Here is an 11,855-nt window from a genome sequence, read left to right as displayed (position 1 = left end):
TGATCCGCTCACGCGTCGGATGCGGCAGGTGCGTGCTGTGTGGGAACCGAACTGCCATGGCGACCTCTCGTCCGAGGGGCCGGGCCTCTGGCAGCCCGGCCGGTAGGGAGTGGGTACGGCTCGTCCGCCCGGTGCGTGAACGAGGGCGGGGCCCCGCCCCGCTGCCCCCCGGTCGCCCGCCGGGCGGCGATGTCACACTTTCTGGTGCTGGTCGGCGGCGGCGGCCGGCCCGGGCACGGACGGCAGGCCCCGCGGGTCGTCCTCCGTCTTCCGGGGCCGGACGAGGAGCACGAGGCCGACCAGCAGGCCGCCCGCGCTCGCGCCGACGGCGCCGGTCACCCACGGCGGTGCGGACGACGGGTCCGTCGGCCGGACCGCCGGCGCGAACCGGACCAGCCTGACGTGCGTGTTCTCCTCGGTCTCCTCGGCGTGCCGGGTCAGCGCGTCGGTGACTCCGTTGGCCATGCCGAGCGCGAGGCCCGGGCGCCGGGAGCTGGCGGAGACGGCGATCACCGGGGCGTCCGGGGAGGTCGCGGTCCGCACGCTCCGCTGCAGCGTCCGCACCGGCACCTTCGCCTGGTCCTGGGCGTCGCGGAGCACCGCCAACTGGGTGGCGGCCCGGCCGTACGCCTGGGCGAAGCCGAGCGTGGGTCCGGGGTCGGAATTCGCGGACGGGACGGCGACGACGTAGCTGGTGGCCGTGTACACCGGGCCCCTGACCACGCCGTAGGCGCCGCCGAGGGCACCGCCGACGAGCGTGCCGGCCGCGAGCCATGCCAGGCGCGCCATGGTCCCGGAACGCGCCGGGCGCCGCCGGCGCTTCGTGGGGTTGTCGGTCATGAGGATTCGACTCCCTGAGGTGAGGGTGACAACGAGCTGGACATCGCCGCCGCGTACACGTCCATGAGGCGGGCGGCACTGCGGGCGATGCTGTAGTGGCGGGCGGCCTCCGGGACCGTCCGGGGGTGCGGTCCGGCCGCGCGGACCTCCGCGACGGCACGTGCGTACGCCTCCGGGCCGCCGCGCACGCGACGGGCACCGGGGGCGGTCCGCGGGGGGAGGGCCTCGATGGCGGGGCAGGAGGCGTAGAGCACCGGCAGGCCGGATGCCAGGGCTTCCAGCACCGCCAGTCCGAAGGTCTCCTCCGGCGACGGCGACACGAGCAGGTCCATCGCGGAGGTGAGGGAGGGCAGGTCGGGTCCCGGCGAGCCGTCGGGCAGACAGGGGCGTTCGCCGGTGAACAGGACGCGGTCGGCCACGCCGGCCTCGTGGGCCGTGCGGCGCAGCACGTTCTCCTGCGGGCCGCCGCCGACCAGCAGCAGCCAGTGGTCGCCGGGAAGCCGGGCGACCGCCCGGACGAGGACGTCGAAACGTTTGCCCGCGGTGAGACGGCCGATCCCGCCCACGACGTAGGCGTCGTCGGGCAGACCGATGCGGCGACGGGTGCGGTGGCGCCGGGCCGGGTCGAAGCGCAGGTGGGTCAGGTCGATCCCGTTGGGGATGACCTCGATGCGCGGGGCGGGCACGCCCCAGCGCCCGAGGCGGTCGGCGACCGCGGGCGAGACGGCGACCGTCGCCGAACCGAGCCGCTCGCCGGCCAGGTAGAGAGCACGGACGCCCGGGGTGAGCCTGCGGCCCTCCATCTGGGTGTCGCCGAGGGAGTGCTCGGTGGCGACGACTGCCTTGACTCCGGCCAGCCGGGCGGTGGGGCGGCCGTAGACGCAGGCGCGGTACAGGTGGGTGTGGACCAGGTCGTAGCCGCCCGTGCGGATCAGGCGGACCAGGCGCGGAAGCACGGTGAGGTCGCGGTTTCCGCGCATGCCGAGGTGATGCACCCGGACGCCGTCGGCGGCCAGCCCGGCGGCGACGGCGCCCGGATTGGTGAGGGCCGCCACCTCGCATTCGACGGGCAGGTGCCGCAGCAGCAGCCGGAGCTGCTGTTCGGCGCCGCCCACCCCCAGGCCGGTGATGATGTGCAGGGCCTTCATGTCACACGCCCCGGACCGGACGTCGGCGCAGCCGGTGCAGCCGGTACTTGAGGCCCAGCCGCCAGGCCGTGTCGTTCTGCCCGACGTGCAGCCGGGGCAGGGCGTGCGGGCCGCTCAGGGCGCCGGGGTCGATGGCGCAGGCGTAGCCGTAGCCCGCGTCGCGTACGGCGGCGACGACGCGGGAGTCGACCGTGCCGTAGGGGTAGCAGAAGCCGTCGACCGGGGATCCGGTCAGCTCTCGCAGGAGCGCCGCGCTGTCGGCGGTCTCGCTCTTGAGGGTGACGTCGTCGGCCCGGGTGAGATCGATGTGGGTCAGACCGTGCGAGCCGATCTCCACGCCCTCGGCGGCGGCGGCCCGGACGCCGTCCGCGGTCAGCAGCGGTTTGCGGGGGCCGAGCGGGTCCCAGGAGTTGAGGCCGCCGAGCCGTCCGGGCAGGACGAAGAGGGTCGCGCCGAAGCGCCGGCGGCGCAGTGCGGGAAGGGCGTGGGTGAGGAAGTCGGCGTACCCGTCGTCGAACGTGAGAGCGACCAGGTTCCGGCCTTCCCCCCGGGCGCGGGCGGCCAGCAACTCCCGCACGGTGACGCCGCGCAGGCCGTGCCGGTCGAGCCAGGCGAGCTGGTGCTCCAGCCGTTCGGGCGTGACCGTGACGCGGTAGGGGTCGGACGAGCAGGTGTCCACCGAGTGGTACATCGCCACCCAGGGGACCGCGCCGGGCGGTGCCGCGGGGCGTGAGGCGGTGCCGATGCAGTCAGGCGCAGTGACCATGCGTCAGCCTTCGTGTGAGGGAGTGGGCCGAGTGGAGTGCGGCCGTGCAGCCCTGGGCGCCCAGGGCCCGGCCGAGGAGGAGGAAGACCGCGGTCACCGTCACGCAGCCGGCCGTGAGACCCGCGGCGGGGGAGGCAGGTCCGTTCGCCGCGAACGCTCCCGCCGCCGTCGCGCCCGTCGCCGCGAGGACCAGCCTGCCCAGCTCGGCCAGTACCCGGGGGACACGGACCGGGACCCCGCGGCGGACGCCGTGACGCGGGACCGGCCCGGGCGCGGCCGCTGCGGGGCCGGGGGGCGGCTGCGGTGCCGCGCTCTCGGGACGCCACTGCGCGGTGACCCCCGCGCCGCGGACGTCGGCCGGTCTGCCCGGGTCGTGCCTGAGGCCCGTGAGCAGCAGCGCGGCCGTGAGGGTGATGCCGGCGGCGTTGGCGGCGGCGATGCCCGCGACGCCCCAGGGGCCCACCGTGCCCGCCCCGATCGACGAGGTCGCGGCGATGCCCGCGGCCATCGCGCCCACCGGGTACCAGGTGGGCCGCCCCGTCGAGAAGTACGAGCGGATCAGGACGCCCACCAGCGTCTGACCCAGCAGCCCGGTGGCGTACACCCGCAGGATGTCCGTCGTCGCCGCCGTGTCCCGGGCGGTGAACGCGCCGCGCTGGAAGAGGAGTTCGATGATCTGCGGGGCACAGGAGACGACCGTGGCGGCACCGAGGAGGACCACGCAGCAGGCCAGTACGAGATCCCGCTCCGTCCGGGCGCGCGCCCGCTCCGGGTCGCCGTCGGCCAGCGCCCGCGCCACCACCGGAAAGGTGACGGTGCACAGCATCAGAGACAGCGTCATGGGGATCTGCGCGACCTTCTGCGCGTAGTTGAGGCCCGAGATGGCCCCGGAGGGGAGTCCGGAGGCGAGGAATCGTTCGATCAGGACCTGCGACTGGCGGCACAGGGCGAACAGGAGAACGGTGGTGACCAGGGCCAGGTTCACCGGGCGCACCCCGGTCCGCGCCTCGGCAGCACACTCGGCGGCGGACGTGCCGCCGCGCAACCGCCGCCAGAACGAGGGAAGTTGCACTGCCGCCATGAGACAGCCGCCGACCGCGACACCGGCCGCCGCGGACCGCACCCCCCAGCGCTCGCCGAGCAGGAGCACCATCGCGATGATGCCGGTGTTGTAGGCGACGTAGATCGTCGCGGGCGGGAGGAACCGGCGGTGTGCCCGCAGAGCCGCGCTGAAGTAACCGGCGAGACCGAAACTCAGCACGCATGTCGCCGTCAGACGCGTGCAGTCGGCGGCGAGGCGTGGGTCGGGCAGGCCGGGCGCCAGGACCTCGACCAGGTAGGGGGCTCCGCCGATGATCACGGCCGAGACGGCGACGAAGCCCAGGCAGAGCCGGGGCAGCGTGTCGGCCACCAGGGAACGCACGGGGTCGCCGGCCTCGTCCCGGGCGCCCCGTGCCAGCGCGGCGCTGAACGCGGGGATCAGGACGAAGGCCAGTCCGTCCTCGACGAGCAGCGTGGCGGCGAACTCGGGCACGGTCCACGCGACCAGGAAGGCGTCCATCTCGCCGCCGGCGCCGAACAGCCGGGCGAGGGACTGGTCCCGGACCAGGCCGAGCGCGGCCCCTCCGAGGGACAGCGACGCCGTGACCAGGGCGGCCTTGGCGAGGAAGCCCCGGGCGACGGCGGAGGGATCCACGGCCTGCCGTGCCCGCGCGGTGACCTCTCGGACGGGCACCTCCGTCCGGGGGCCGCGGGTCCCCCGGGGCGTCGGCGTCATCGCGCGACCGCCCCCTCTGCCTGCCGGCGCGCGGGGGCCGGCGCCGTCGTCGCGTCGCCGGCCGGGGCCAGTGCCCACCACGCGGCCAGCCCGAGGCAGACGGCGGTCAGCACGGTGGAGGGACCGCCGATGTCGCCGTACAGGAATTCGGTGAGCTGCCAGACCAGCAGCCCGCAGGCGACGAGCGCGCAGTCCAGGTCGCGCACCGGCGACCTGCGCGTGCGCCACAGGCGGCGCAGCGCGAGCACCAGCAGTCCGAGGCAGCTCGCCGCGAAGGCGACCAGCCCGAGGAGGCCCTGCTCACTGAGGACCAGGAGATACATGTTGTGCGGCGACAGCAGCAGCTGCCTGCGGTACGGGGTTCCCGCGCCCGCGACGTCGCTGCCCGACGACAGCGCCGGCGTCGCGTGCCCGTCCCGGTGCTCGGGGAAGCCCTTCAGCCCGACGCCGGTCAGGGGATGCTCGCGCCACATGGACGCGGCCGCCGTCCACATCGTGTACCGGTCGACGACGGACTGGTCGGGGGCGACGGTGACCCGGGTGATGCTCTCGAGCCGCTCCTGGAGCACGGCCGTGCCCACACCCAGGCCACCCACGAGGACGATCGCCGCGGCGACCGCCGCAGCGGCGACTTTGAGCGCGCGCCGCAGTCCGGCCAGCGCCAACTGCACCACGCAGGTCAGGGCGGTGGCGATCCACGCGCCGCGGCTGAAGGACAGCGTGAGCGGCACCAGCAGCGCCAGCGCGCACCCGACGGCGACCGCCCGGTGCCTCGCGGACCCGAGCGCCAGACCCACGGCGCTCACCAGGCCGACGGCGACCACCGTCGCCATGCCCATCACGTCCTGCGGACCGAAGGTCCCGACGGCCCGGATGTCCTCCCCCTGGTAGGAGGCGCCGGTCCGGGTGGCGTACTGGTGCACGCCGATGGCGCCCTGCCACAGCGCGAGCCCCACGAGCGACCAGGCCGGCAGCCGGAAGTCGCCACGGTCGCGGACGAGCAGCAGGACGGCGGCCGGAACGAGGACGAAGACCTGGAGATAGCGGACCAGACCGGTGAGACCGGCCTCCGGCGTGGACGCCCCCACGGCCGAGACGGCGAGCGCCACCACCGGCAGGCCCAGCACGATCACGGCCGTACGCGACAGGGGGCGCCGCCGGTCCCGTACGAGACGGAGGGCGCAGTACAGCACGAGGAGACCGGACGCCACGTCGGCGGGTCCCGGGCCGCCCGCGCCGGACCCGCCGGGCGGCAGCGCCAGCAGGGCGACGACGGCGACCACGGCGAGCGCCGGGGGAGGGGCGGACACGCGGCGGACGGTCGCGGTCAGGGCATGGCTCACGGTGGTCAGCTCCCCGTCGGGCGTACGAGCGCGCAGGCGGTGCGGAGGAGGATGGTGACGTCCTGCCACAGCGACCAGTCGTCGATGTAGGCGTTGTCGAACCGGCAGCGGTCCTCGATGGAGGTGTCGCCGCGCAGACCGTGGATCTGGGCGAGTCCGGTGATGCCGGCGCGCATCCGGTGGCGAGCCGCGTAACCCGGGTAGGTCTGGCTGAACTGGGCGACGAAGTAGGGGCGTTCGGGCCGCGGTCCGACCAGGCTCATGTCGCCCCTGAGTACGTTCCAGAGCTGGAGCAGCTCATCGGCCGAGGTGCGGCGCAGCACGCGGCAGAACCAGCGCATCCCGCTCTCGTCCGCCACGCTCCAGCGGGTCGCCGACTCCTGTTCGTCGGCGGGGCGGTGCGTGCGGAACTTCAGCAGGGTGAACGGTTCGCCGTCCTTGCCGATGCGCTGCTGCCGGAACACCACGCCCGGCCCGTCGGTGATCCGCAGGGCCAGCGCGCACAGCAGGAGCAGCGGGCTGACCAGCAGCAGCAGTGTCCCGGACACGACGATGTCGAGCACGCGCTTGCCCGCGCCGCCGCGCGCCGAGGCCATCTCCAGCCGCCGGCAGGGGAACCCGGCCAGCCGCGCCTTCGCCCCGTACGACGGCGCGTCCGCGTCGACCTCCCAGATCAGGCAGCCCGTCTCGGCCAGTGCCCGCAGCAGCGGTCCCTGCTCGGCGCGTACGGAGGGATGGACGGCCAGCACCGTCCGCACCTCGTTCTCGGCGACCGCCCGCCAGGCAGCCTCGGCCGTCAGTACCGGCAGGACGCCGGCACCGTCCGCGCCCTCCGCGACGACACCCACCGGGCGCACTCCGCACCCCGGGTTCCGCAGCAGGGCGGCGGCCACGCGGTGCGCCGTCGCCGCCGGGCCGACGACGAGGGCGGCCCGCGGGTGGCGCAGCAGCACCGCGCGCCGCCTGGCGTGGACGGCGCCGCGCAGGGCACAGCTCGCCACGAGCTGTACGGCGCAGCCGGCCAGCAGGACGCGGACGGACAGCGTGTGCGGGGGCCGGCAGACCGCCACGACCTCCGCGAGGGCCAGCCACGCCACCACGGTGCGGCAGCAGACGGCGGGGAGTTCGTCCAGAACGCCTTTCGCCTGCGGGCGCGCACGCTCCGGGCGCAGCAGCAGCGAAGCGGTCACGAGCACGGTCACGGAGAGCGGGCGGAACGGCGTCCCGCTCAGGGGCAGGACGCCGAGCAGCGCGGCCACGCCGTCCGCGAGGAACAGCGCGACCGTAGAGGGCGGCTTCGGGGGCGGCCTGCGGATCGGGGGCCGGAGGGCCTGCGGGGCGTCGCGGGGCGGGGCGACCGAGAGGGGGGAGAATCCGTGGTCCCGGTGGGGCGCGCCGGTGAGAGGGAGGGTGCTTTCCGCGGTCACGAGTGGATGGACTCCCTGCGTTCGGTGGCCGAGGCGGGCGCCGCGGGCCGTGGGCCGATCAGGTCGCGGTAGAGGTGCGCGACCGCCTCCGTGGTGTGACGCGTGTCGTGCGCCGACAGGACGTGCCGGCGGCCCCGGCGGCCGAGCGACTCACGCAGCGGGGGGTCGAGGAGCAGGGCGGTGACGGCCTCGGCCAGCGCCGCCGGGTTCTCGGGCGGGACCAGGCAGTGCCGGGCGCATGCCGGCGGCAGGCTCTCGCGGGCCCCGTCGACGTCCGTGACCACCACCGGCCGTCCGCAGGCCATGGCCTCCAGCGGGGCCAGCGCCATGCCCTCCCAGCGGGAGGGCAGAACCACGAGATCCGCAGCCCGGTACCAGGTGACGGCATCGGTGACGGCCCCCGCGAACAGCACGGACGCGGGGGCGCACCGACGCAGCCGGTCGCGGTCCGGTCCGTCGCCGACCAGGGCGAGACGCGCGCCGGGCACGTCGCGCGCGACGGCGGGCCACGCCTCGATCAGGACGTCCTGCCCCTTCTGCCGGCACAGACGGCCCACGCAGACGACGAGCGGCGCGGAGGGAGCGACCCCGCGCAGCGGCGCGAGCCCGGCCCGCGCCGCGTCGGCGGGTGCGGGGCGGCAGCGGCGCGGGTCGACGCCGTTGGGAAGGACGCGCCACCGCACGTCGATCCCGGCGCGCACGCCGGTCGCCCGTTCCGCCTCGCTCACGCACAGCACGTGGGAGGTCCAGCGCGTCGCCCACCGCTCCCAGGCGCGCGCGAGCACCGAGGCGGCCCCGTGGACCGCCTCGAACGACCAGGCGTGCGGCTGGAACACGGTGGTGACGCGCCCCCGTACGGCGAGCCGCCCGGCGAGTCCGGCCTTCGCGCTGTGCGCGTGCACCAGGTCCGGGCGCACCTCGGCCACCACGCGGGCGAGGTCGCGCACCTCACGGGCGAGCGACGCCCCGGGCGTGCGCGTCGCGGGCCAGTCCCGTACGTCCGCGCCCAGCGCCCTCAGTTCCGCGGCGAACGGTCCGCCGGGGCAGGCGACCGTGACGGCCGTACCGGCTGCGACCTGTGCCCTGACCAAGTCGGCCACGACACGGGCGACTCCGCCGTCCACGGGCTGGGTGATGTGGAGAACCCGCGGCCGTGGGGCGGTTGCTGACAGAAGCATGCGGGACGTCCTTGCTCGCGGTGGCGCCGACGCTCGGTGCGGCAGGGGCCGGGCCTCATCACTTGGCGTCGACGGAGGCGAACAGCACGCCGGCCCACGCCGGGTCCCGCGGCGAACGGAGCCGGAGGGTCAACTGGTCGCCGCCGCGCCGCAGGGCCGGCGCCAGGTCGAACACGTCCGAGTCGTAGCCGAGCGTCCGGGCGTACGCCGGCACACGCTCCGGCGCGGTGCGGCCGGGGTCGCTGATCGTGGAGTTCAGGACGTCGTCGCGGGGATTGGCCGGGTCGGTGAGTTCGGTGACCGTCGTCCGACGGCGGCCCGCGGCCGTCCGGGTGGTCTGCGCGGTGAGGCTGTCGCCGGTCACGGCGTGGTCGCCGTCGTAGACCGTCATGCCCACGCGTCCGCCCGCGCCCTCCGCGAAACGCGGTCCGCGCTTGCCCGCGGTGACCGTCACGCCCGACTCGATCGTGTCGAATCCGTCCCAGAGGAACAGGTGCCGCAGGGGCTCGGCCCGGTTCTCGTAGGCCACCACCAGCGTCCAGCCGCCCCACGCGCCCGCAGTCGACCGTCCCATCGCCACGTTGACCTGTGCCACCGTGTACAGACCCTGCTTGCTGTTGCGTACCAGCCCGGTGACGTCCGCGGACGCCTGGAAGGCGTCCGCGCCGTTTGCCACGCGGTGGCCGACCACGGTGTCCGCGAGAACCTCCTTGTACTCCCCACCGGGCTCCGCGATCAGCACGCGTCCGTTGTCCTCCGGCGGCTTCTGCTCGCCGACCCGCAGATTGCCGCCCCAGTACAGCCGCGCGTAGCTGACCCGTGAGCCCTTGGGCAGACGGACCTGGGCACGGGAGGAGTTGTAGGTGTTCGGGTCCTTGTCGACGTCGACGTAGGTCATGTCGTAGGCGCCGTTCACCCCGCTCCCTCCCGCGCGCACGGCCGGGCAGGAGGTCCGCGCCGACTGCTGCTCGGTCTCCCGGCAGGTGATGGAGACGTTGGCCGCGCGCACGATGCCGCCGCGCTGGAGGGACTGGTACCGCTCGGTGAACGGGATGCGGCTCTTCTCCGGCGACGGAGGTGCGGTGGGCGCGAGGGCCAGGGCGCCGGCGGGGGCCCACACCCCGGCCAGGGCGATGGCGCTCACCGTGGTGCGGCGCAGCAGGAGGACCAGGGGTTTGCGCATGTCCGGCTCGACCTTCCAGAAAAGGCTGCGGTGTCGGGGGAGGGGCACGGCGACGCGTGCCTCAGCACCCCGTCTGGCGATGCGCAACTCTAATCATCAATGGGATGAAACGAGTGAAGCGGACAAGTGTGTCGAAATAGTGAAGTTTCGATGGCCCTTCGCCCTTCCCCGGGAGAGGGGGATCGCGCGAGGAGGTCTTACGCCTACGGGGTGGTTGCGTCCGGTTGCAGAGCGTGGTGACTCGCCCCACAGTGAGCTCAAGATCCACGACGGATGTCCGAAGGAGCCACCATGCGTTATCCACCCGCACGACGCGCCGCGGGCGTCGCGCTCTGCGCCGCCCTCCTGGTCGCGGTCGCAGGTCCTGCCGCGGCGGCGGGCGAACCGGCAGGGGGGCACGGCCGGGCGGCGGCGCCCGCGGCGCGTGCCGACGGGGACGTCATCGGCCAGATCGAGGCGCTCGGCGGGGTCGGCGGTGGACTCGCCCCGGTCGCCGACCTGGTCGAAGCCGTACTCGCGGGTGCGGGCGGCCCGCTGCCGGCGGGGGACGCCGAGGAACTCCGCGATGCCCTCGAAACCGCCCTGGCCGGGCTGGTGCCGACGGGCGCGGGGAGCACGACGGAGCCGGTGCCGGAGGAGACGGCGCCGGCCGACCCGGTGACGCTGCCCGCACCGGCCGGCCCGGTGACGCTGCCCGCGCCGGTGACGCTGCCCGCGCCGCTCGCACTGCGGGAGGAGGTGAGGTCTTCGACTCCCCTCACCCCGGCCCTGGGGACCCGGGGCTCCCGAACGGCCGTGCCGGGCAGCGGTGTTCCGTTCGGCCTGGACCAGGTGGTCCAGGGCCTGCTGCAGGCGACCGCTCCCGGGGGCGGCGCCTTGCTGCGGCCGAACGGCGACAGTGGGGTGAACGAGATCGTCGGCCTCCTGGCCGCGAGGCTGCTCGACGGCCGGAGCACGCCGGATCCCGTCGCACAGCCCGCGCCGCCGACCCTGTCGGCGCCCTAGAACGGGACAGCGGCAGGCCGGTACGACTTCTCGCGCTTTCCCGTTCCTATATCCCCGGCTCGGAAGATCCCATTTATTGCAAAGATCTCATATGAGGTCTCCGCAATCTCCCGCCCGCCCGGTTCCGAACCGGCAGGGAATCGTTGGGCACGGTGTCATCACTCCGGCCGTTACGTGCCGAGGAAAGGAACACGATGAAGTCTCTGAAGACCGCCGCCGTTGTTGCCGGGTCTGTGGTCATCGCCGGTTTCGCCGCGCCGGCGTTCGCCCTCAGCGCCGACGATGTCTCCCGCGCCGGCCTGAGCGGCGTCACGGACACGCTCGCCCAGGGGTCGGGCGGCGACGTGCCCCTGCAGGAGCAGACCGAGAAGCTCGGCCTCTCGAAGAAGGGCTCGGTCGGGCAGACGCTGCAGAGCTCGACCAACGGCCTGCAGAACTCGGGCTCGCTGCTGGGCGGTCTTGGCGTGAGGTGAGGGCGCTGCCGACCGCGCCTCGGCGGCAGGTCGGGTGTTGTGCCGAAGAGGCCGATTCCGCACCGTGCGGAGTCGGCCTCTTCGGCGTCTTGACGACACGTTCGTCGGGCAGGCAGAAAGGCGAACGACCACGTGTCCTTCCTCCGGGTGAGCAAGGGACGCGCGCAGAGGGAATCTTCCGCCTCCGGGGTTACCGGCGGCTGTGCTGCTCGTTGGGCCGGGCGAAGCAATTCCCTTTCAGTGCCCGTGCGTTACCGAGGAAAGGAACAACATGAAGCCTCTGAAGGCTGCCGCCGTCCTTGCCGGAGCCCTTGCCGTGGCCGGTGCGGCCACGCCGGCCTTCGCCCACGGCGGTACGGGCGACGCCGCCGGCAGCCTCGCCGGAGCGGCGAAGCAGATCGCCGGCGAGCCCGTCGCCGCGCAGTCGTCGCCGCAGCACCTGCGCACGGTCGAGACGCAGGGAGGCGAGTCCGTGTCCAGGGTCCTGGAGGGCACCGGCAAGCCCGTCGTCCAGCGCGCGGGCGGCCCCATGATCGGCGGGCTCCCCGTCTAGGTCCGAGTCCTGCGTGGGTGCCTGCGGTCGCCCAGGGGCGGGTCCCGGAAGGACGTGAAGGCAGGGGAGTCGGCGACGACGCCGGCTCCCCTCCACGACGCACGACAAGGGCACGGATTCCCACGACCCGGGAAACCGCGCCGAGTTCGGGGAGGCCGTGAC

At 74.5% G+C, this 11,855-nt stretch carries 11 protein-coding genes; 3 read left to right on the top strand and 8 right to left on the bottom strand.

The features are described 5' to 3' along the window. Positions 1-192: 192 nt before the first annotated feature. From ACH499_RS04135 to ACH499_RS04100, 8 genes are read right to left on the bottom strand one after another with little or no spacing between them, the layout of a single operon-like run. The gene (locus ACH499_RS04135; RefSeq protein ID WP_356196545.1) at positions 193-840 is read right to left on the bottom strand and encodes a lipopolysaccharide biosynthesis protein; all 648 of its coding nucleotides are present in this window, start codon (positions 838-840) and stop codon (positions 193-195) included. After that, positions 837-1,988, bottom strand: a complete 1,152-nt coding sequence (locus ACH499_RS04130) for a glycosyltransferase (RefSeq protein WP_356196546.1) — start codon at positions 1,986-1,988, stop codon at positions 837-839. The genes ACH499_RS04135 and ACH499_RS04130 overlap by 4 nt, the downstream gene beginning before the upstream one ends. Position 1,989: 1 nt before the next feature. Further along, positions 1,990-2,754, bottom strand: a complete 765-nt coding sequence (locus ACH499_RS04125) for a polysaccharide deacetylase family protein (protein ID WP_399013700.1) — start codon at positions 2,752-2,754, stop codon at positions 1,990-1,992. Then, positions 2,738-4,531, bottom strand: a complete 1,794-nt coding sequence (locus tag ACH499_RS04120; RefSeq protein WP_399013698.1) for a lipid II flippase MurJ — start codon at positions 4,529-4,531, stop codon at positions 2,738-2,740. The genes ACH499_RS04125 and ACH499_RS04120 overlap by 17 nt, the downstream gene beginning before the upstream one ends. Then, a complete protein-coding gene (locus ACH499_RS04115) occupies positions 4,528-5,874 on the bottom strand; it encodes an O-antigen ligase family protein (protein WP_399013697.1) in 1,347 nt (448 codons plus the stop codon). Before ACH499_RS04115 ends, ACH499_RS04120 begins: the two co-directional genes overlap by 4 nt. A gap of 5 nt (positions 5,875-5,879) precedes the next feature. Continuing rightward, positions 5,880-7,301: an exopolysaccharide biosynthesis polyprenyl glycosylphosphotransferase gene (locus tag ACH499_RS04110; RefSeq protein ID WP_399013694.1), complete on the bottom strand. Its 1,422-nt coding sequence runs from the start codon at positions 7,299-7,301 to the stop codon at positions 5,880-5,882. Then, positions 7,298-8,479, bottom strand: coding sequence for a glycosyltransferase (locus ACH499_RS04105; protein WP_399013693.1), 1,182 nt, complete (start codon positions 8,477-8,479; stop codon positions 7,298-7,300). Before ACH499_RS04105 ends, ACH499_RS04110 begins: the two co-directional genes overlap by 4 nt. Before the next feature lie 58 nt (positions 8,480-8,537). After that, positions 8,538-9,662 (bottom strand): DUF3344 domain-containing protein, encoded by a 1,125-nt coding sequence (locus tag ACH499_RS04100; protein WP_399013690.1) that lies wholly within the window; start codon positions 9,660-9,662, stop codon positions 8,538-8,540. 291 nt (positions 9,663-9,953) lie between these two features. On the opposite strand from ACH499_RS04100, the gene ACH499_RS04095 reads away from it, so the two are divergent. From ACH499_RS04095 to ACH499_RS04085, 3 genes are all read left to right on the top strand, one after another. Beyond that, positions 9,954-10,667, top strand: coding sequence for a hypothetical protein (locus ACH499_RS04095; RefSeq protein WP_399013688.1), 714 nt, complete (start codon positions 9,954-9,956; stop codon positions 10,665-10,667). A gap of 194 nt (positions 10,668-10,861) precedes the next feature. Continuing rightward, a complete protein-coding gene (locus ACH499_RS04090; RefSeq protein WP_356196559.1) occupies positions 10,862-11,140 on the top strand; it encodes a hypothetical protein in 279 nt (92 codons plus the stop codon). Between the two features lie 271 nt (positions 11,141-11,411). Further along, the gene (locus ACH499_RS04085) at positions 11,412-11,693 is read left to right on the top strand and encodes a hypothetical protein (RefSeq protein WP_399013686.1); all 282 of its coding nucleotides are present in this window, start codon (positions 11,412-11,414) and stop codon (positions 11,691-11,693) included. The last annotated feature ends 162 nt before the right edge of the window (positions 11,694-11,855 follow it).

The organism is Streptomyces sp. NPDC018947 (assembly GCF_044390505.1).
Lineage (GTDB): Bacteria > Actinomycetota > Actinomycetes > Streptomycetales > Streptomycetaceae > Streptomyces.
The sequence above is the reverse complement of the archived record's forward strand: the minus strand, read 5'-3'. Positions and strand labels throughout refer to the sequence as shown.